Source organism: Rivularia sp. UHCC 0363 (assembly GCF_034931125.1).
Lineage (GTDB): Bacteria > Cyanobacteriota > Cyanobacteriia > Cyanobacteriales > Nostocaceae > Rivularia.
Genome location: NZ_JAYGHM010000010.1, coordinates 120332 through 141116 on the forward strand (window position 1 = coordinate 120332; position 20785 = coordinate 141116).

At 37.4% G+C, this 20785-nt stretch carries 19 protein-coding genes and 2 pseudogenes; 6 read left to right on the forward strand and 15 right to left on the reverse strand.

The features are described from left to right. The 8 genes and pseudogenes from VB797_RS08340 to VB797_RS08375 form a co-directional block, all read right to left on the reverse strand. On the reverse strand, positions 1–865 hold an 865-nt coding region (locus tag VB797_RS08340; RefSeq protein ID WP_323237210.1), incomplete at its 3' end, for a hypothetical protein. Between the two features lie 60 nt (positions 866–925). Further along, positions 926–1447 (reverse strand): Uma2 family endonuclease, encoded by a 522-nt coding sequence (locus VB797_RS08345; RefSeq protein ID WP_323237238.1) that lies wholly within the window; start codon positions 1445–1447, stop codon positions 926–928. Next, positions 1445–1879 (reverse strand): annotated as a pseudogene (locus VB797_RS08350) (Clp protease N-terminal domain-containing protein); the annotation flags it as partial. The gene VB797_RS08345 and the pseudogene VB797_RS08350, both read right to left, overlap by 3 nt. Before the next feature lie 75 nt (positions 1880–1954). Next, positions 1955–2179: pseudogene (locus VB797_RS08355) on the reverse strand (helix-turn-helix transcriptional regulator); the annotation flags it as partial. 147 nt (positions 2180–2326) lie between these two features. Further along, positions 2327–3013 carry a glycerol-3-phosphate 1-O-acyltransferase PlsY gene (plsY, locus tag VB797_RS08360; RefSeq protein ID WP_323237211.1) on the reverse strand — a complete coding sequence of 229 codons (687 nt, stop codon included), beginning with the start codon at positions 3011–3013 and terminating at the stop codon, positions 2327–2329. A 35-nt stretch (positions 3014–3048) separates the two neighbouring features. After that, positions 3049–4302, reverse strand: a complete 1254-nt coding sequence (locus VB797_RS08365) for a DUF3086 domain-containing protein (RefSeq protein ID WP_323237212.1) — start codon at positions 4300–4302, stop codon at positions 3049–3051. 300 nt (positions 4303–4602) lie between these two features. Next, a complete protein-coding gene (locus VB797_RS08370) occupies positions 4603–4995 on the reverse strand; it encodes a DUF3119 family protein (protein ID WP_323237213.1) in 393 nt (130 codons plus the stop codon). Positions 4996–5196: 201 nt separating this feature from the next. Further along, on the reverse strand, positions 5197–5994 hold the full coding sequence (locus tag VB797_RS08375) for an MlaE family lipid ABC transporter permease subunit (RefSeq protein ID WP_323237214.1): 798 nt from the start codon (positions 5992–5994) through the stop codon (positions 5197–5199). A gap of 452 nt (positions 5995–6446) precedes the next feature. Here VB797_RS08375 and VB797_RS08380 point away from each other — a divergent pair, with 452 nt between their 5' ends. From VB797_RS08380 to VB797_RS08395, 4 genes are all read left to right on the forward strand, one after another. Further along, positions 6447–6743: a hypothetical protein gene (locus tag VB797_RS08380; RefSeq protein WP_323237215.1), complete on the forward strand. Its 297-nt coding sequence runs from the start codon at positions 6447–6449 to the stop codon at positions 6741–6743. 509 nt (positions 6744–7252) lie between these two features. Then, positions 7253–8071, forward strand: a complete 819-nt coding sequence (sppA, locus tag VB797_RS08385; protein WP_323237216.1) for a signal peptide peptidase SppA — start codon at positions 7253–7255, stop codon at positions 8069–8071. A 141-nt stretch (positions 8072–8212) separates the two neighbouring features. After that, entirely contained in the window at positions 8213–8614 is a 402-nt protein-coding gene (aroH, locus tag VB797_RS08390; protein ID WP_323237239.1) for a chorismate mutase, read from the forward strand. 38 nt (positions 8615–8652) lie between these two features. Then, complete coding sequence (locus tag VB797_RS08395; protein WP_323237217.1) at positions 8653–8937, forward strand: hypothetical protein; 285 nt, start codon at positions 8653–8655, stop codon at positions 8935–8937. A 117-nt stretch (positions 8938–9054) separates the two neighbouring features. On the opposite strand, the gene crtR is transcribed toward VB797_RS08395, so the two are convergent. Further along, complete coding sequence (crtR, locus tag VB797_RS08400; RefSeq protein ID WP_323237218.1) at positions 9055–9942, reverse strand: beta-carotene hydroxylase; 888 nt, start codon at positions 9940–9942, stop codon at positions 9055–9057. Positions 9943–10345: 403 nt separating this feature from the next. Here crtR and pyk point away from each other — a divergent pair, with 403 nt between their 5' ends. Next, a complete protein-coding gene (gene pyk / locus VB797_RS08405) occupies positions 10346–12118 on the forward strand; it encodes a pyruvate kinase (protein WP_323237219.1) in 1773 nt (590 codons plus the stop codon). Positions 12119–12346: 228 nt separating this feature from the next. On the opposite strand, the gene VB797_RS08410 is transcribed toward pyk, so the two are convergent. The 3 genes from VB797_RS08410 to rfbD form a co-directional block, all read right to left on the reverse strand. Continuing rightward, positions 12347–13216: a glycosyltransferase family 2 protein gene (locus VB797_RS08410; protein ID WP_323237220.1), complete on the reverse strand. Its 870-nt coding sequence runs from the start codon at positions 13214–13216 to the stop codon at positions 12347–12349. Between the two features lie 388 nt (positions 13217–13604). Beyond that, entirely contained in the window at positions 13605–14681 is a 1077-nt protein-coding gene (locus tag VB797_RS08415; RefSeq protein WP_323237221.1) for a glucose-1-phosphate thymidylyltransferase, read from the reverse strand. A 31-nt stretch (positions 14682–14712) separates the two neighbouring features. Further along, entirely contained in the window at positions 14713–15594 is an 882-nt protein-coding gene (gene rfbD / locus VB797_RS08420; protein WP_323237222.1) for a dTDP-4-dehydrorhamnose reductase, read from the reverse strand. Between the two features lie 608 nt (positions 15595–16202). On the opposite strand from rfbD, the gene VB797_RS08425 reads away from it, so the two are divergent. Beyond that, entirely contained in the window at positions 16203–17807 is a 1605-nt protein-coding gene (locus VB797_RS08425; RefSeq protein ID WP_323237223.1) for a CAP domain-containing protein, read from the forward strand. A 77-nt stretch (positions 17808–17884) separates the two neighbouring features. Here the strand turns inward: VB797_RS08425 and rfbC are convergent, their stop codons facing one another. The 3 genes from rfbC to VB797_RS08440 all read right to left on the reverse strand — a co-directional run bounded on the left by rfbC (position 17885) and on the right by VB797_RS08440 (position 20777). Next, a complete protein-coding gene (gene rfbC, locus VB797_RS08430; protein WP_323237224.1) occupies positions 17885–18430 on the reverse strand; it encodes a dTDP-4-dehydrorhamnose 3,5-epimerase in 546 nt (181 codons plus the stop codon). A 94-nt stretch (positions 18431–18524) separates the two neighbouring features. Further along, complete coding sequence (locus tag VB797_RS08435; RefSeq protein ID WP_323237225.1) at positions 18525–19466, reverse strand: glycosyltransferase family 2 protein; 942 nt, start codon at positions 19464–19466, stop codon at positions 18525–18527. 27 nt (positions 19467–19493) lie between these two features. Continuing rightward, on the reverse strand, positions 19494–20777 hold the full coding sequence (locus VB797_RS08440; protein WP_323237226.1) for a glycosyltransferase family 2 protein: 1284 nt from the start codon (positions 20775–20777) through the stop codon (positions 19494–19496). Positions 20778–20785 lie beyond the last annotated feature (8 nt).

Genomic DNA, 20785 nt, shown 5'->3' on the forward strand with positions numbered 1-20785 from the left:
TGTTCACCGTTACCCAAAAATCGGCGGTTTTAACTTTACCGTTACGGTTGAATTGTAGCCAAAGTTTGTAGGTTCCAGGTTGAGGAAATTTAGTTGTAAAGTTCACTTGGTTATCTGATGAATTCTTGAGAGTTTCAGTCTCAATATAATCGGATTCTACTAAAGGAGAGGAACTTTTGATAACTACTAAATTTGCTTTTTGACCTAAATATGGTTTTAAGTCTTGAATTGGTTTGTTGTTACTTGCTTGCTTCAAGTCGAATTTTAAAGTAACTTTTTTCCCGGCTTTAATATTCGGTTGAGACAAATTTAATTCTATTTTAGTGTCAGATATTGTCTTAGTGTTACTAAAACTTTCTAATTCTGTTGGAAAGGGAACTTTACCGGGGACAGAAACTTTTTCTACAGAGACTTGTTCCTTTTCCCCAGATGGATTGTAATCGCTAAAAACGGTATAATCACCTGGAGCCGGAAATCTTGGCTTGACTTCAATATTTTCACTGTTCTTATAGCTAGCTTGAACCAAATCAAAATATCTTAAGTCATTGCTGACCACAACCATATTCATTTGCTGACTTGTGGAAGCGTTATTACTATTATTCGCTTTTGCTACAACTGCTGGAACCTTAACTTTTATCGAGACGGGTTGATTTGGTGTAATTTTCTTGGGAACAGTTAATTTACCTTGAGTATTTGAAAAAATTTGCGGTTGAGAATTTTTTGATTCTGGTTGCTTACTTTGGGAAGTTTTTTCAGGAACAGATTCCACCTGAGATTGTGGATTGGATATATTCTTAGTCGTGGTAGACGAGCAACCCTGAAAAAACAAGGTAGCTAATAAAGCAATTCCAGCAGCAGATTTCATTGTTCTTTTTATGAAAGTGATTGGTCTTTTCTTCCAATCCGTTATAGCAAACCAAAAATATTATGTAACCCACAATTGCGATACTTCCAATTCCCAATCGGGGAATAATCGGGGTAAACTTAACCGCTCTCCATCCCGCAAAACGTTAACTATCTGTTTGCGATCGCGTTCATAAATGTAAACAGTGACAGTGCGATCGTCTGGATTAATTAGTAGAGCAGAACCAATTTCCATTTCTAAAAACTCGATGATCTTGTTTTGAACAGTACTAAGTTGCTCAAATGCCGATTTAATTTCTACCACTAAATCTGGTAATACTTCGGGATAAATTCGCGGTACTTGCTTGAGTTTTTCCTTGGAATAAAAAGAAATATGTGGTGTAATTATATCTCCGTTAAATCGCTGAAATCCACTATTAGAATTAACTACGTATCCTAATTGATGCGATTCGACCCAAGCAGATAATAGACCACAAAAACGAGCGCTAATTGCACCGGAAGTAAAATCAATCGCGTTTGAATTTTCCGCAGTAGCTGTAATTTGCGATATTTTAACTTGCTTTAATCTAATTTCTTCTAAAATTGTTTGAAAAAGATTATTGGTGTCAACCCCTAATATTTTCAGTACTTGAACTCCTACTCCTCCTCCTTCGAGCAACAAACCTAACAAAAGATGCTCGGTATCAATATAATTATGTCCGAGTTGGTGCGCTTGTTCTAGAGCTAATTCAAAAACTCGCTTTACCCTTGGTGTAAAAGGTATTTGTATTTCTAAAAAGCTCGAACCTCTACCGATGATTTTCTCTACTTCGACACGAGCTTCATCAAGTGCGATCGTACCATTAAGAACTTTCGCTGCAATCCCGCTATCAAGAGCAATTAATCCCAGTAAAATTTGTTCCGTACCAACAAAATTATGTCTCAAATGACGAGCTTCTTGTTGAGCTAACTGAATTACCCGCACTGCTTGTAAAGTCCATTTGTCAAATGTAAAGTGTCCTTGAGCAAGTGCAATTACCTGTGATGCTTTAGCAGTCAACTTATTAAGCATAGAAACTCCTGTTGAATTTTCTTGAGAATCCGCTTCAAACAAAAATATTGTTTCAATTGCACAACCAAAAAGCTGAGCAATTTTCATCGCTAGAGTCAGACTAGGGTCATATTTGCCCTTTTCGATCGCGTTAATCGTTTGACGACTGACTCCCAAACGTTCTGCTAATGACGCTTGCGAGAAATTACGCTGTGTCCGAAAAATTCGTAGGTGGTTTTCCATTAGTTGCAAATTAATATATGCATAGCCTATTTGTACCACCATGCTTTTATAGTAAATGTTTATTTACTATGTGTCAAGTTTATTTTACATAAAGGTAATTTTAGGCATAAATGTAGAGACGTAGCACTGCTACGTCTCCATAACTTCGATTCACACCGAATAACTTACCTGTTGATAAAATCTAATAATTCAACCAACCGAACTAACAGCTTGCTCCGCTTCCGTAGGTAACTTTTGTCCTAATTTTGGTTCCGTACCAGCAAGTAACCGCTCAATATTGCTGCGATGACGAACAATTACATATAAACCACCCGCGACACCAAATAGGATGTAAGGTAAAGGTTGATGCAGTAAAACCATGAAAATAGAAACTGCGATCGCGCCACAAATTGAACTGAATGATACAATCCGTGATATGGCTACAGCTACAGCAAATACAGCGAATGTTGCCAAACCAACCTGCCAATTCATAGCTAACAAAATACCCAAACTCGTAGCTACAGATTTACCACCGCGAAATCCTAAAAATATTGATTTACTATGTCCGAGTATGGCAGCTAAACCAGCCAAAGTTACCATAATCGGCTGCCATTGGGAATTAACTGTTGTAGGAATCAAGTTATTATTGGATGCAAACTCGAATAACCAGTAAACCAGAAATATTGATAATACTCCCTTCAAACAGTCAATCAATAAAACGAATGCACCCGGACCTTTGCCTAAAGCTCTCAATACATTAGTAGCACCAGTAGAACCAGAGCCAATTTCTCGAATATCAATTCCTTTCAACAGCTTGACCAAAGTGTAACCAGTAGGTGTAGAACCTAAAAGGTAAGCTGCGATTAAAACTGCTCCACACATTAACCAAATAGCCATATTTTTAGAAGGAAGGTTGCTAGAAACTACTTCAATTAAAATTCATCCTCATAATAGTCTCTCATCATCTTGGGGTCGGGAGCAAAAGCTAACCATAACGGAAATTGCAACAGCCCCACATTAATTTGTTCTTCCGAATCGTCAATAATAATTAACGGTTGTAAATTCGCTTTTACCAAACGTTCCGCCTTTTGCGCGACAGCGGATGGTGTTTCAAACAATGCCAAACCTCTATCGGGGCCAAAATCCGGACGACCGATACCCAAACAATCTTGTAAACCGCGTCGCCATTCCCCCAAGCGTTCCGGCGAATTTGCTAAAACCAAAGTACGAACGCGATCGCCATACAAAGAGTACAAGATAGATATAATTGCTGAGGATACAAGTGTATTTTGCAACCTGCTACCCATAGTGCGTAAAGCACCGCGTCCTCCCTGCTTGAAAAACCAAGTAGAAACTCGCTCAGCGTGAACTGGTTCAAATGTACGGCGCAACTGCCAAGCTGGCCCGTAGTAATCAGGTTTAGTCCGGTACTGGTCTATTAATTGGCGGATTTTTTTGGTAGTGTCTTGGAACTGTCCCTGGCTGAATTGCGAAGTATTGCGATCTTTTTCGTAATCATCATCCTCGAATTCGTCATCCTCGAATTCGTCATCCGGCTGATTTCTTTTAATGACGGGTTGGGGTTCCGGCTTCGTTGGTGGAACAAGTTCTAACTGTTCTGCTGCGGCTGCTAAATCTACTAAACTACCAGTGAGATAATCTTTAAAGCCTTGGACTCGAATTGCTAATTCCTGAGAAGCACCGGCAAAAGTAGTTCGCATTTCATTGCGAATCCGTTCTTGACGACGTTCAAGTTGTTCAACAGAAATTAATAGAGTTTGTTTGCGTTGTTCTAGATCGGAAAGCGCTTCTTGAGTCATTTTAGACAAGGCTTTTTGAGTATTACCCACTTCACCCCGAAGAGTTTTGTAAGAAGCTTGTAAATCAGCAATTTCCTGTTTTAAAGACTCTTCAGTACTTTGTAGCTGCGCTACTCGTTGAGCCGCAAGATTGTATTCCGGGGAATTCTCAACCGACTCAGAGTTTATTTGTAATTTTTCTGGGGTATTACCTGGGGCATTATTCTCATTTGAATTCGCCATAATTGGGTTAACTAGTAATAAATTTTCTCCTGTAGGACTTGGTATTTGCGATCGTTCTACCAAAGAATCCTCTCTAGATCTCGTTTGCTCAACCGAGTCGCTTTTTTGTAACTGTTCTTCGTTATAGCTTTCGTCTTGGTTCATAATTCATCCAAGTCCTAAAAAATAAGGCGATTATAAAAACGCCATCTTTACAAATTTCAATAGAACTATCAAGTATAAAGTGTTAATTTCACATTTTACCAGGAAGGGACAGGAGGATGGGGAGATAGGGAGATGGGGAGATGGCTAGAAATTTAAACTCCTAACTATTTATTAACTCCTAACCTTTGACCCCTAACCTTTGACCTCTAACCTTTGACCTTTGACCTTTGACCTTTGACCTTTGACCTTTGACCTTTGACCTTTGACCTTTGACCTTTGACCTTTGACCTTTGACCTCACTTAATCAATCCTCGGACACCGTTCTTCTAGGCAAGCTTTGAGACTATTAGGGTCAAACAAAATCGGCAGAAAGTGAATGCTTTTAACTTCTTTAAAGTAAAACAAAATAGGAACTAAACCCCAAAAGATCCGCCAATTTTGCCATTCACTGTAAGGAAACCGACGTAGTAAATTATCACCTCTAACAATATCTAGATCGGTTGCGGTAAATTGTAAACGTAACGTAACAGCTTGAAACATCAGAAATAAGCCCAACAGTGCAATTATTCCTCCAGCTACAAATTGTTTTATCAATAGCAAGGGAATTGACGCAATAATTAAGACAATAGGTATGTTGTAGCTAGGCTTGAGTTCTATCGTTGATAGCGAATTAGACGTAAATGAAGTAGTCACGATTTAAAATAATTGTTTCTAAAAAGACATTACCTCTATTTTAGAAGTAAGTGGTCAAAGGATTTTGGATTACCCTACGGGAAGACGCTTCTGCGCTAATGGATTTTAGATTAAAAGGCTTAGGAGTTAGGAGTGAAGAGTTAATAGTAGTTTAATTGTCCCCCCGTCTCCCCATCTCCTTGTCCCCCGATCTTCCATCCACTAGATACCTTGTAACAAAGCACCTCCGGTTCCTTGAAACATGATCCAAGAAAGAAAAAAGTTGCTAATAAATATAATTAATAGAGCAGTAACAACAGCGGTTGTAGTTGATTGACCTACACCTTTAGCTCCTCCTGTTGTGGTTAATCCCCAGTTACAACCAATTACGGCTACCAAAAGTCCGAAACAAAGAGCTTTAATCATGGTACTCAAAATATCCCACATTCCCAGAAAATTTCGGGCTGAGTCTAGAAATTGGGCATCTGAAAGATTGTAGAAATTTGTTGCAATCACAAATCCTCCTGCCATACCCGTTACCAGAGATAGTAAAGTCAAAATTGGCAACATTATGCAGCAAGCAAGTACGCGAGGAATAACCAAATAATCTATCGGGTCGGTCTTTAACATTAGTAAAGCGTCTATTTGCTCTGTAACTTTCATAGTCCCAATCTCCGCAGCAAATGCCGAACCAACTCTTCCTGCTAAAACTACTGCGGTCAAAACCGGAGAAAGTTCTCGCGTCAACGCTACGGCTAAGACTCCACCTACAGCGTTCCCCGCACCAAAGTTAATAAACTCCCGTGCAACCTGAATTGTAAACACCGCACCGACAAATACAGCTGTAACTAAGGCAATAAATAATGAGTCGGGTCCCACAGCAGCCATTTGTTCTAAAGTATTACGGCGATGTATTTTACCTTTAAATATATGAATTATTACTTGTCCAATCAAAAACACTGCTGCCAGCAATCGCAGGCTCCATGCTCCTAAACTGGATTTAGATGTTGCTTGACTCACAATTTTCCATTAACTCATCAATTGCCGTCATAATAGCGAAAGATTTTGATAAAAGGTCAATACAAGGGATTTTAGATTTTAGATTGTGAAGCTACCAGTTAGGAGTTAGAAGTTAGGAGTTGGTAATTGTCCTCATCTCCCCATCTCCTCGGAACCCTCAATAGCGCTTTATATTAACTTAAGTTAATATCTGCTCTCAGAAATCAAAACTGTTATTCACTGCACGTATAGCACAGAATCCGAATGTAGTATAAGTGTAAGTCTTGATATACCATAGATTTTATCAAATTAACGTTTTTTAAATCGAAGAATAGAAAACAGAAAATCTATGAACATATTTTAATTAAAACTTAAGATTCTTTAAATCCGGTCTGATATATTGCGATCGCGCTTATTGTAGAAAGTGACGAGTACCGACTGCTGTTAATCTACGTTACAGAATCATTTTTTCTATGACCATGTTTACTAACTTCCTTCGCTCTCTTGTGCTATCGATTATTTTCAGTTTTGTTGCCCCAATGATATTTGTTGGCGGAACATTGTTGAGTTTATCGCTGGTTAGCTTGGTTCCTGGTTTACAAACCGTGACTGAAATCATCGTAAATCAAATATCTAATTTTTTAGCTGCTTTTGGTAGCGGAACTCCGTTACAAGGATTATTTGTAATTTGTCTAACTTGTAGCTTCGTCGGAGCGCTTTTCGATACTTATGTATACTACAGATGCCAAATTCTACGTCTCAACTCCTAAGTAGCGCGATTCCTATTTTGCTCAAGATTTCGGTTAGAGTATTCTCGATGGCGAAAAATCCTACTTTTCAATCTGAAAATAGTTAGGTGTGAATTAACGAGATTCAAAAAAAATCATCCCAATTGGTAAAGCTGCAATATTTTTTGATTGCAAAACTTTGATCGCAAAATATTAGTATTGGATATTTATTGACAGACGTTTGATTTTTCAAAAAAAAATTAAGCTATTCAGTACCAAGGTAGGCTGATAAGTGGTCAAGCCTGGATAATTGATTATACATCTATTACCAAATTGTATAATAGCCTACTTACTGCAAAGGCGATTATTTAATTAGCATGAACTTGTAAAACCAAAATTTAACCATAAAAAAATTGATTAGAATTAAATAAGGGGTTAGCGTCTGCTTGATTTTTGCCAGCAAAATTAACAACAGATGCTTTACGCATTTATAAATAAAAGTTAATGTTTTAACTCAAATCTAAAATATCATAAGGTTCTGTTTACTGCTCATGGTTTGGCCTTTTAAGTCAAAGTTTCGCAAACAAATCGCCAAAATTGAAGTTACTGGTGCGATCGCAGGTAGTACTCGTCAACGAGTCTTGGAAGCCTTAAAAACAGTAGAGGAAAAGAAATTCCCGGCACTACTATTAAGAATTGATAGTCCTGGTGGTACGGTGGGGGATTCTCAAGAAATCTACAGCGCTCTCAAACATTTGCGTGAAAAAATCAAGATTGTAGCTAGTTTTGGTAATATTTCTGCTTCCGGGGGTGTTTACATCGGCATGGGAGCTTCTCACATTGTCGCTAATCCGGGAACGATTACGGGTAGTATCGGTGTGATTTTGCGCGGTAATAATTTGCAGCGTTTGTTAGATAAAATTGGTGTTTCTTTTAAAGTCATAAAGTCGGGTCCTTACAAGGATATCTTGTCTTTCGACCGCGAACTCACCGATAACGAAGAAACTATTTTGCAAGAATTGATCGATACAAGTTATCGGCAGTTTGTGCAAACAGTAGCCGAAGGACGTAACTTAGCACCGGAAACAGTCAAAACCTTTGCCGACGGTCGAATTTTCACCGGAGAGCAAGCTCTAGAGTTAGGGGTTGTAGATAGATTGGGAACCGAAGAAGATGCTCGTCGTTGGGCCGCAGAATTGGTAAATCTTGACCCCGAAAAAACAGAGGTTTACACTCTAGAAGAACCTAAACCTTGGTACAGCAAATTTTTACCTGGTAGCAAAGTTCAAACTGGACTGACATCCAAAATTGATTGGTTAGAATTTGAATTAACAACTAATGGTTTACCTCTGTGGTTGTATCGTCCTTAAGAATTTTCTGTAGTTAAATTGAGCGATCAAGTAAAAGAAAGATAAAACATAGCCATTAGTCATTTGTCCTTTAACCAAGAAAAATGAATAATGACTAATGAGTGGTGTTTTAATTTGGAGGAATTTTACGTGGAATGGCGAATGCAGGCAATCCGTGGAGCGACAACTGTTTCCGAAAATACGGTTGAAGCGATGCAAGAGGTTGTCATGGAACTATTAGATGAACTTGAAAAACGCAATCAGCTGCATCCGACGGACATGATTAGCGTTACTTTTTCAGTAACATCCGATTTAGATGCTATTTTCCCAGCTGCGATCGCTCGTCATCGTCCCCATTGGGATAACGTTTCAATGATCGACGTGCAGCAAATGTACGTCCCAGGTAGCTTAGAAAAATGTATTCGGATTTTAGTTCATGCCTACATTAAATCGAATACTACGATAAGTCATATTTATTTACGTCATGCTGCTCAACTTCGTCCCGACTGGAATTTACCTCAGCCGTTACAAGCATCACAGTCAACGATAGAATCGAAGGTGTAGAATGTACACATATTCTATGTAAAAATACTTAAAAAATTATGAAGTTTGACGGTTGTGATGCTACTCAACCTACAGGCATTGGCGGAAGAATCTTTACTGATCGAGGAACGGGAGTTCGAGTAAAGCCAGAAGACTTTATGACAATCATCTCTAGAAGTAAAGAATCTTTGGTAGTCGAAACGGCAGAAGGATTTTTTACCAAAATTTATAAATATGCAACTGCCTACAAAGGTTTTGTGTTCTTCACAGAATCTTTAAACCGATTGCAATTTACTGCTCATACCGAAATTATACAGGCTCAGAGTATATCTAGCGAGATTTGAAGTTAGGACCACCGGAGTTAGGAGTTAGGAGTTAGGGGTTAGGAATTAATAGTTCAAATTTCCCCTTGTCTCCCCAATTCCCAATTCCCAATTCCCAATTCCCAATTCCCAATTCCCTTATTCTTTTTTATGAAAACGAATTCCTAAAACTAAGTCATACATAAATTCCAAGAAATCTTTCTTTTTAAGTAGACCTAGCGATTGATAGCATTCTTTTTCATCCAAACGCGGCTTCATTAGACGGTATGTAGGCTGATAGTTGTACCAAGCGATAGAAGGCCATAAATGATGAATCAGATGATAGTTTTGTCCTAGAATCAAGATGTTTAAAATCGGATTTGGGTAAACCCGAGCATTTTTCCAACGACTGCGTTCTACGAAGGGACGATGAGGCAAATAGTCGAAAAACAAACCAAGTGCTAAGCCAACGATACCTGACGGCACAAACCAGAAATTGAGAATGTAGCCCAGAAAGTTAAACTGTACCGAGATAAACACAATTGTGATGACAAAAAGGCGACTTAAGAACCATTCTAGGAGTTCGTTGTTTCGCCACAAACGTCGTTTAAAGAAAAATATCTCGTGATAGAAAAAACGAACCGCAATTAACCATAGCGGACCACCTGTAGAAACATAATGGTCTGGGTCGTTTTCTGGGTCATTAACATTTGCGTGATGTTGTAAATGCACTCGCGTAAATACTGGAAATGCGAAAACAAGCATTAAAGCACTAGAGTGACCCATAATCGCGTTGACGATCCGATTGCGATGAGCAGCCTGGTGGCAAGCATCATGAATTACCGTACCAGAAATATGTAAGGCAACAATATTCATGCAGAAGCATATCCATTGTTGCCATTGCCAAACCCAATAACCTAGTACAGACAGCACGACAATTCCAATAGCTGCTAAGAACATTAGCAGAGTGGGATTGAAACCACCGGGTGGGGACAAAAGTTCCTTGGGAGGTACTGTCAGTGGCGATTGTGCCTCCGACATGAGCATTGTCAACTCCTTATTTACCAAATATTTGCGAGTATACGGCACAGAGAGATGAATAATAAAGTTTTATGTATCAACATTTATCTACATTTTTACATTTATCGGTTATCAGTCAACAGTTATTCGTTACTAGCTACCAGTTATTAATAAGTTATCAATAGTAGAACTCAGCTAAATTCTACTTAAGAGTAAGGCAGTTCATAGAATCTAAATGGCTCAAAGGCTAGCTTTTTCGTTCTTAAGGGCGTAATTGCTAAATAAAAGACGCAATTAAAATCGGTATTATGAGAGAATTTTTGAAGCAGACTAATTTAATTTGTTCTGAATGCGTTTCTAGCCACAGACAAAAGTTTAAGTTTAATCTACGATTATTCCCTAAGCTAGAAGCGCTATACAGCAGCCCCCTATGCAACTAAGAGATTCAGTACGTCGGACAAAAATTGTCGCTACGATTGGACCCGCTACCAGCAGCCCTGAAGTCCTTAAGGCTCTCATCGAAGCAGGTGCCACAACGCTGCGGCTCAATTTCTCTCATGGAACCCATGCTGACCATCAACGCAGTATTCGGTTGATTCGGCAGACAGCATTTGAGTTGAACAAACCAGTAGCGATTTTGCAAGATTTGCAGGGTCCAAAAATTCGTTTAGGTAAGTTTGAACATGGATCGATAGTTGTCGCTAAAGGCGATCGCTTTACTTTAACCAATCGTCAGGTTGTTGGTACTCAGGACATCAGCTGCATCACCTACGAGCATCTAGCGGAAGAAGTCCCCGTTGGTGCGAAAATTATGCTCGATGATGGACGAGTTGAAATGGAGGTTGTGGAGGTAAATAAGGAAAAAGGCGATCTCCACTGTTGCGTTACGGTTGAAGGTAAACTTTCTAACAACAAAGGTGTTAATTTCCCCGGCGTTTATTTATCTATTAAGGCTTTAACCGATAAAGACCGCGAGGATTTAGTATTTGGTTTAGACCAAGGTGTGGATTGGGTCGCACTTTCCTTTGTCCGCAACCCCCAAGATATGGTGGAAATTAAGGAATTAATTTCTAATGCGGGAAAACAAGTACCAGTAATTGCCAAAATCGAAAAGCATGAAGCTATTGAACAAATGGAAGCGGTTCTGGCTTTGTGTGATGGCGTAATGGTCGCTAGAGGGGATTTAGGTGTAGAACTCCCAGCCGAAGACGTTCCCGTGCTGCAAAAGCGTTTAATTGCCACCGCAAACCGCTTAGGTATTCCCATTATTACCGCTACCCAAATGTTGGACAGCATGGTTAGCAATCCTCGTCCGACTCGGGCAGAGGTATCGGATGTCGCCAACGCTATATTAGATGGTACGGATGCAGTAATGCTTTCCAATGAAACTGCTGTGGGTAATTATCCGGTAGAAGCAGTAGCAACAATGGCGCGGATTGCCGAACGCATGGAAAAAGAAGATGATATGCAAAACAAAAATGCAAATCAAATACGCGACCCCAGACGTTCGATTCCGAATGCGATTTCCCAAGCAGTTGGTCAAATTTCCGAACAACTCGGAGCCGCTGCAATCATGACTTTGACTCAAAGCGGGGCTACTGCTCGCAATGTTTCTAAGTTCCGCCCTCGTACACCAATTTTAGCAGTCACACCTCACGTAAACGTAGCCAGACAACTGCAATTAGTATGGGGAGTCAAACCGTTATTAGTTCTAGAACTACCTTCCACTGGTCAAACCTTCCAAGCGGCTATCAATGTAGCTCAAGAGAAAAATTTACTCAATGAAGGCGATTTAGTGGTAATGAGTGCAGGTACTCTCCAAGGGATTTCCGGGTCAACCGATCTGATTAAAGTTGAAGTAGTAACTGCCGTACTCGGTCAAGGAATCGGATTAGGACAAGGTTTGGTCAGCGGTCGCGCACGGGTAGCTCATAGCGGTATGGATTTGAATAATTTTCATCCAGGAGAGATTTTAGTTGCTCCGCGTACAAGTGCAGATTTTGTCGAAGCAATTCGCAAATCTAGCGGTATTATTACCGAGGATGAAAGTCTTACTTCACACGCTGCCGTCATTGCCTTACGCCTGGGTATACCCGTAATTGTTGGCGTTAAGAATGCTACTCAAGCCATAAGAGATGGAGCTATTTTAACTATGGACATCCAGCGAGGTGTAGTTTATTCCGGTGCGATGAGAACAGCTTAAATTTAGTTACAAGTTAGGAGTTAGGAGTTTTAAAATTAATAACTAATAACTCTATATTCGTTGTAATTAATTTTTGTAGTAGGAGCGTCTCGCTTGCTCGTTACAACCAGCGAGCAAGATGCTCGCACTACTCTGACCCCTCATAATTTACCGTCTTTATTTTCTTTCCCTACTTCCTATTCCCTACCTTTACCCAGCAATATTGAGATGGTCAAGTATTAGAGAAAGTTAAAGCAATGGCTTGATCTTGATTCTGTGAATCACTTGCCGACCATACATTAATAGACCATAAAATTTACCAAATGCTGTTTTAGGTCTAATAAAAATCAAAATGAAGGCATTAACAGCGAGTTTAACTAATCTAGTAATTAAAATTAAATTATTAGTATATCTATCTAAAGTTAGTAGATAGCTGTAAGTACTATGTCTAATTTTTTGAAAAATATATCTGTTTGTAATTGATGAAGGCTGATGTAGTAAACCAAAATCTTTAGTTACAGCAATTAAATATCCTTGCTTAGCATAGCGTCTACAAAAATCAAAATCTTCGTAATACAGAAAGTAAGCATCGTCAAACTGCGGACAATTACAAAAATTATTTAGATTAACTATTAAGCTACAGCCGGAAACCCAATCACAACCAACATACTCTGCACTTGTATTTGTCAACAAGTCTGTTGTTAATATTGCCCCAGTATCAGCGACAAAACTACCACCTGCAAACCAAATTTTTTTGTTGGGGGTATAAATAATAGTACCCAAAATAGAAACTTCTGAATGCAAATAGAAAAAATTTTTAACTTTTTCTAAAGATATTTCTTCAAAATAAGCATCCGGATTAATTATCCAAACGATAGCTTGGCAATCTTTTCTATAAATCCATTCAAGTCCTTGATTGCAAGCACCACCAAACCCTAAATTATCTTTGTTATCAAAAATAAAAACTGATTCGCTTTCAAGTTCTTTAATAGTATTGTCTTTCGGAGAGTTATTGACTATAACTACTTGGTATTCAACATTTATGTTTACCGGGATAGAACTAATCAGCTTTTTAACCAGACTTGTAGAATAATAATTAACGATTAAAAAATAAATCACTTCAGCTAAGACAAACCTATATCAAGTGATAAAGAACTTAGATAATCAGAAGAATAAATTACTCCTCTTCCTAAGTTTCTTAATTGTGTTGATAACGACTTCAAGGTTTGACTTTTTATCTAAAGTTTTGCTCGACAGCAAATGTCATGCTGTCAAACATCTTTAGATGATTTTCAATCATGCCGAAAAAACATTTACTTTATAATTATTTCAGACGCTATTTAAACTGTCACATATAAAAAGTTATGACAATCAACTAATTATTTAAGTTGTAAAAATTACAAAATTGATTTTTTAAAGTGATTTTAAATAAAACAGTAAAACAATATACAAAATATTCAATATCGAGGTATAAATAAACGGAAATATCAATTTCTAGTTGTTACTATCACGATAGTTCAATCTGAGAATCATCACCAATCATAAATCGTAGGGCTTTTGGACGACGGGGTGCGAGTGTGACTTGCGCTCTTTGTCCAATTAAACTATCTATAATTCGTTGGTGAATTCCGGAAATCTTTGCACCTTCTAAAACTACGCTGTGTTCTATTTCTGTATCTATTAAAGTTGATTTGTCGGCAATGCTGGTATAAGGACCAATAAAGCAATTTTCTAAATGACAATTCTCCCCAATAATTACGGGGCCCCGAATTGTACAATTAATAGCTTTAGAACCAGAACCGATTTCTACTCTGCCAATTACTTGACTTTGAGCATCTATTTCTCCAGCAATCGATGTTTGTAAACTGGTATCAAGAATTAAACGATTCGCTTCGAGTAAATCATCTTTTTTCCCAGTATCTAACCACCATCCTTCAAGTTTACAGGCTAATATTTGCTTTTTTTGACTAATTAGATGTTGGATAGCATCAGTAATTTCTAGTTCACCTCTTGCAGAGGGTTGAATGCAAGCAATGGCTTGATGAATAATTTCAGAAAAGAAATAAACCCCAACCAAAGCTAAATTGGAAGGAGGAACTTTCGGCTTTTCAATTAACTCTAATACTTTGCCATTTTCATCAACTTTCGCAACTCCAAAGGCACTAGGATTAGCAACAGCACGTAATAATATCAATGCATCGTGGTGTTGCTGTTGAAATTGCTTGAGAAAATAACTCAAGTCACCTTGTTGAATTAAATTATCACCTAAGTACATCACAAAAGGTGAATCTGCTAAGAAAGGACGGGCTACTTTTACAGCATGAGCAAGTCCTGCGGGTTGCTCTTGTAAAATATAGGTGATATTAGCTCCGAATTTATCTCCATTTCCGGTTTTTGCTTGAACTTCTTCTCCAGTCTCCGGTGAGATGATGATACCGATATCAGTAATACCAGCTGTAACCATTTCTTCGATGCCATACCATAAAATTGGTTTATTGGCAACAGGTACGAGTTGTTTTGCTCCAGTGTAAGTAAGGGGTCGCAGTCGCGTACCTTTACCACCAGAGAGAATTAATGCTTTCATAAAATTTTAGGATTTGATAATTGATAACTAATTATTGATTTACTTGGAATTCTTGAAGCATTTCTCTAAGGCTTTGTCTCCAGTGGGGTGGATGGGATTCTATGATGGTGGATATTTTGGCACAGTTGAGAACACTATAGCTGGGACGAGTCGCAGGAGTTGGGTATTCAGAAGTAGTAATCGGGATGACACGCTCAATTTGCAAAGGGAAACCTAGGTGTTTGGCTTCTTCAAAAATCGCGATCGCAAAATCGTACCAACTCGCTACACCACTGTTTGTGTAATGATAAGTGCCGGTTTCTTGTGGGGTTTTGGTAACTAATGCGGCTATAATCTGCGCGATGTCTTTTGACCAAGTTGGACTTCCGATTTGATCTGCAACTACTTTTAGCTCTGGCTTTTGCGACCCCAAACGCAACATGGTTTTGACAAAGTTGCTTTTACCTCCTGTGCCGTAAACCCAAGCTGTACGCAAAATAAAATGGTTGCTGCAATTTGAACGAATAGCTTCTTCTCCTGCTAATTTTGTTTTACCGTAAACGCTTAAAGGGTTTGTTGGGTGATTTTCCTGATAAGGATTATTGGTTTTACCATCAAATACATAATCAGTAGAAATATGAATCAAGCAAGCTCTTAATCTTTCTGCTTCTTGAGCGAGAACCTCTGGAGCTACAGCATTGATTGTATTAGCTAATTCGGGTTCGCTTTCGGCTTTATCTACAGCAGTGTAAGCAGCAGCGTTAATAATGATGGATGGTTGGTTTTCTCGAATTAAGTCGCGCAGGGTTTCGGGCTGAGCAAGTTCAACTATGGGACGTGCGACAGCGGTTAAATTACTGCAAGGTTCAAAGGTTTTCTGTAATTGGGTACCGACTTGTCCTTTACAGCCAATTAGTAAGATTGATTTGGTCATTCGATTTAGACTAGCGGTATGGAATAACAACAAGAAGAATAACTTCACTGATTTTAAGTGCAACCTACACGAACAAAATTAAAATTTTAAGTAAGCTTATGGATCTAATTAGTTAATTAAATAAAAAAATAAAAGGCAATTTTTGTTGCTTAATTTTATATTTCAATAAAGTTATTTAACTATATAACTATTTAGACGAACAAATTAAGTATTATTTTTTATTCGCAAATAAATATATTGATAAAAACGTCATACCATAGCATCATTTGATATTTTTACGACTAAATAATAATTACTGTTTAAGAATACTTATAAATTATACCTATTTAGTTTAGTATTTATTTACATTGGATTATTTATAAATTCTCTAAATAGCTGATAAAAAGGTTGTTTTATTAGAAAATCACATATATCTATAGAAATATTACTTATAGTAGAAGACAAACTTTAGTGTATTAATCTTGCTATAATCCTTACTTGAATGAATAGTTAATTTTTTCTTAAAAACATAAAGCTCAAAGCCTTATGATTTTTAGCCACGTGGTATAGGAACGCTGACGAAAGCAAACGTTTGCAGTGTTTTTTTTGTGTTGTTCCCTAATAAACCTATGCCTACTAATTTATTTGATGCTAATTTCTATCGCTCTGCTAATTCAGATTTGAATGGCTTGAGTGATAGTCAAGCATGGTCACATTTCAAAAACTACGGCTTAGATAATGGTCTGGAATTCTCATCGCTAGTCGATTTAGATTTTTATCGTGCTAGCAACAGCGATTTAGCTGATTTGAGTAACCGAAACGCTTACGAACATCTTGTAAATTATGGTGTCAGTCAAGGACGAAAATTTTCTTCGCTTACTGACCTAGAATTTTACCGCGAAACAAATACTGATTTAGCTAATTTAAATAACGAAGAACTGTTTGACCATTTGAAAGGTCAAGGTATGGACGAAGGACGTTCGTTCTCACCGTTTTTCAGTGCCAAATATTACTTAGCCGATAATCCTGATGTAGCTCAAGCTGTAGGAAATAGCTACAAAGGAGCATTTAATAATTTTGTCATCGAAGGTTTGAAAGAAGGAAAATCTTTCTCACCAGCTTTTGATGTCCAATACTACAAAAATGCTAATGCCGATCTAGCGGCTAGTTCGCTAGATAATAAACAGCTTTTAGAACATTTCGAGCTTAAAGGTTTAGCTGAGGGAAGAGCATCAGCACCGGGGTTCGATGTCAAGTATTATCTAGACAATAACCCTGACTTGAAAGAAGCTGGTTTTAGCTATAGCGATGCTTACGAACACTTCGTCAATATCGGTTTGCGATCGGGACTCTCCGCAAGTAAATATATCGAAAGCGATCGTGCAGGAAATACCTTAAATACCGCTCACACGATAGCTTTAGACTCTGGAGAAATAATTTTAAGAGACTCGGTAGGAAACTCTGACAGCCAAGACTTTTATGGTTTGAATTTGAATAATCCTAACAGCAAACTCGATCTGATCGTCAATGGTTTGAGTGGAGATGCAGATTTAGAATTGCTCAACAGTAGCGGTGAAATCATCGCTCGTGCAGCCAATAGCGGTAATCTTGGCGAATCTTTAAGTTTTAATGACTTAGGAAATGGAGCCTATTATGTTCGAGTTTTAGAGGGAGTAGAACCAACCAACACGAACTACAATTTGAGCCTGTCTGTAACTCCAATAGAAGCCAAACCAAAGGTTGTAGTGTTGAGTGAATCTATACCCGTCCCAGCTACACCTACATCTCCTATACCTCAGTCTGCATCAACTTCTCCTATAACTAATCCTCTGATTGATAAAGTTATGAGATTGACAAATTCTTATCGCGCTCAACATGGTTTGCAACCTCTAACTTTGAATATCCAGCTATCTAATTCAGCCCAGACACATAGTGAAGATATGGCTATGAGTGACTTCTTCAGTCATACAGGTTCTAACGGAAGTAAAGTTGGCGATCGCACTAGTTTAGCAGGTTATCAATCGCCTTATGTAGGTGAAAACATCGCCGCAGGCTACGTTACAGCCGAAGAAGTTGTCAGAGGATGGATGAATAGTCCCGGACATCGCGAAAATATTCTTAATTCCAGCTATCGAGAAATGGGGATTGGATATCACTATCTAGCCAATGACACGGGAGAGGTAAACTACAGCACGTATTGGACTCAGGACTTTGGGACTGGGGCTTCTACCTGATATTAGTAAGTTTTCTAACAAAATGATTTAAAGATGTTGCAGTACAGCGTCTTTTATGATTCAGTACTACAACAACCTCAAGGAAAAACTTCTGCCATTTTAAAAGGTTTTCCTGCCTCATCCTTTGCCGAAATAATTGGTAAAGTATTTATGTGCCAATTAATATTCAAATCGTTATCGTTCCAAAGGATAGTACATTCTCCTTGAGGTGCGTAATAATCTGTGGTTTTATAAATAACTTCCGCAACTTCGGACATTACTATAAAACCATGAGCAAAACCTGGTGGTATCCATATTTGACGCTTATCTTCAGCGCTAATTTCATAACCTATCCATTGACCAAAAGTGGGAGAACTTTTTCTAATATCTACTGCTACGTCAAATATATTACCAACAACTGCCCGGACTAATTTTCCCTGGGGCTGTACTATTTGGTAATGCAAACCCCGCAGCACATTGTGTTTTGAATAAGAATGGTTATCTTGAACGAAGTTAACATTAATACCCGTTTCTTGGGTAAATTTCTTTAAATTAAAGGCTTCAAAGAAAAAACCGCGATCGTCGTGAAAAACTTGTGGTTCAATTATGAGAATATCAGGAATTTCAGCAGAAATGATTTTCATTTATTTATCATTAAGGATTCCTGAAGTTTTATTTTACTACTGTTTGGAAACAAAATTTGTAACTAATAATTTAAAGTTAATACAAGATATGAGTTTACCAAACTTTACCAAGTCTACCCCTAAAACCATCAAAGGTTCCGAAGGTACAAGCCCATATTTTGAGTAAAACTAAATCTGGTTCATAGCGGATAATTCTAATTATCATATTCATCAGAAATTTGCATCTATGGATAAGACAAAAATGTAACATCCGCTTATTTGATTGACGAGTTTCAAAATAAGTATGATTTCGACAAGCATAGTAGTAACGAGATGGTAAACAAGTAAAAGTTGTAATTTCGCTATTTATTTTAGACAGTCTATCTTTGACTTGGGAGTAATTACCAAGACGATGGGACATAATTGTGTTTTTCACTACAATCACCTCGTAACCTTGATGTCTAAAATTCATGCAGTAAGCGTAATCAACCGCATCAAGAAATAAATTTCCTTGAGGAAGTTCGACGCATTTAGCTGCACTTAAATTAACAAGAGAACCCGATGTAATTACACCATCACAAGTATAGTAATCGTAGATTTGTGAGTATTGAGGTTTGGGTACAAATTTATAATCCTGAAAAACATATCCTGGAAACTCTTGTAAGGTATTAATATCGAGTATTTGAGGTGCAATAATGCCGATATGATGATTTTTGGCAGATAATTCTTGATATTTAGCTAATAGAATTTCTAAGCTATCAGGTGCTGGTTCACTATCTTGGTCAAAAAGCCAGAGAAAATCATATTGTTTTTCTATAGCCCATTTTATTGCTATATTCAATCCTCCATCAACTCCAATATTTTCGGGGTGAAATTCAGTTGTAATATTTGAATAATTTGTTTCTAAGATAGTTTGATGTTGTGAATTATCTACAATAAATATTTCTGATATTTTGTATGACTGTTTTTGGATTGCAGCAATTGTTTTATTCAAGGCTTTTTCATCTTGGTAAGCAGTAATATAGGCTGCAATTTTGTAGTTAATATTTTCAAGCATCAGATTAGTTTTAGATAAATATAAAAGTTAGCCGATAAAATAATTAAAAAAAACCGCAGAGACGCAGAGTACGCAGAGAATGAAGAGAGGAAGGTAATAAGAAATCTTGTTTTGGAAAGGGAGTAGTTTTAACAATGTTTTTAGTTTCCACAGTTTACTTGATTTCATTGCTGCAATTTGACTATGAGCAAACTGTAATTCTTGTAATAGTATTTGTGGATTATCTTCTGGAATATGCGATTGATATAGTTCGCTTTGAGGAAAACCAAATATCAGATCTGATGTTTGATGCTTACTAGCAATATCAGCAAATTTGTGACAAAAATGTTTAGCAAGATTAAGTGCATATTTATTGGTAGTATTTATCATTGAAGTTGAATGAACTCTATATGCACTGAGAACTTTAGGAATGAACTTACACGAATAGTTAGATTGAGCTAACTTTAACCAAACATCATAATCATCCCATCCGAACCAACCATACTCAATTAAATCGGTAGAATATCCCCCAACTTTAAGTAAAATATCTTTATCAAACAGAGCCATTGCATCAATATATGGCTGTTTGACCAACTTATTTACATCCCATTCATGACAAGAAATTCGATTCAATTCTGTTCTAGTATCATTATCAAATCTACTAATTTCTCCATATACCGCAGCATATTTAGAATATTTAATTTTATTGTAAAGAATAGATAAACAATGGGGATAAATCCAATTATCAGCGTCTAAAATGAAGACGTAAGGAGAACGAGCTAGTTCTAAACCAACATTTCTCGCATCGGCTAAACCAGTATTGAACCACTTTTTTATTAAACAGATTGGTAAATTGGATTTATCAGCTTTTTCTAAATATTCTTCAACAAGAATTGCAGAATTATCGCTAGAACAATCATCAATTACTAATACTTCTATATTCCCTGGTAAATCGGAAATATCGGACTGAGATACGCTATCTAAACACTCGTAAATATATTTTGAGTAATTATAAAGTGTAATTACAACAGTTATACAAGGATTTTTACAGTTATCATATGACCGATTTGAGATTAATTGCCAAGGATTATACCCTTTAGCTTTACAAAGATTAGCAGATTGTAAACGTGAAATAACTAATAATCTTTTTTCTTCTAAGTTATAATCCGATTGTTTGATTTGCAAAGGTTGAGAAAATGTATGTTGTTGATTTATTTCTTGCTGAAAATACTTTGTTTCTAATTCTTTATGATTAGCTAATATTTGAGAGTGACGATAATTTAGTTGCTCTTGATTTAATACTAATTGGGATTGTTTGAGGTGATTAATCATTCTTGAAC

Bases quoted from the DNA above. Each gene is read 5' to 3' on its own strand.
- plsY (WP_323237211.1), bottom strand. From the start codon at position 3,013: ATGGCTATTTGGTTAATGTGTGGAGCAGTTTTAATCGCAGCTTACCTT.
- VB797_RS08365 (WP_323237212.1), bottom strand. From the start codon at position 4,302: ATGAACCAAGACGAAAGCTATAACGAAGAACAGTTACAAAAAAGCGAC.
- VB797_RS08380 (WP_323237215.1), top strand. From the start codon at position 6,447: ATGACCATGTTTACTAACTTCCTTCGCTCTCTTGTGCTATCGATTATT.
- sppA (WP_323237216.1), top strand. From the start codon at position 7,253: ATGGTTTGGCCTTTTAAGTCAAAGTTTCGCAAACAAATCGCCAAAATT.
- aroH (WP_323237239.1), top strand. From the start codon at position 8,213: ATGCAGGCAATCCGTGGAGCGACAACTGTTTCCGAAAATACGGTTGAA.
- VB797_RS08395 (WP_323237217.1), top strand. From the start codon at position 8,653: ATGAAGTTTGACGGTTGTGATGCTACTCAACCTACAGGCATTGGCGGA.
- crtR (WP_323237218.1), bottom strand. From the start codon at position 9,942: ATGCTCATGTCGGAGGCACAATCGCCACTGACAGTACCTCCCAAGGAA.
- pyk (WP_323237219.1), top strand. From the start codon at position 10,346: ATGCAACTAAGAGATTCAGTACGTCGGACAAAAATTGTCGCTACGATT.
- VB797_RS08415 (WP_323237221.1), bottom strand. From the start codon at position 14,681: ATGAAAGCATTAATTCTCTCTGGTGGTAAAGGTACGCGACTGCGACCC.
- rfbD (WP_323237222.1), bottom strand. From the start codon at position 15,594: ATGACCAAATCAATCTTACTAATTGGCTGTAAAGGACAAGTCGGTACC.
- VB797_RS08425 (WP_323237223.1), top strand. From the start codon at position 16,203: ATGCCTACTAATTTATTTGATGCTAATTTCTATCGCTCTGCTAATTCA.
- rfbC (WP_323237224.1), bottom strand. From the start codon at position 18,430: ATGAAAATCATTTCTGCTGAAATTCCTGATATTCTCATAATTGAACCA.
- VB797_RS08435 (WP_323237225.1), bottom strand. From the start codon at position 19,466: ATGCTTGAAAATATTAACTACAAAATTGCAGCCTATATTACTGCTTAC.
- VB797_RS08440 (WP_323237226.1), bottom strand. From the start codon at position 20,777: ATGATTAATCACCTCAAACAATCCCAATTAGTATTAAATCAAGAGCAA.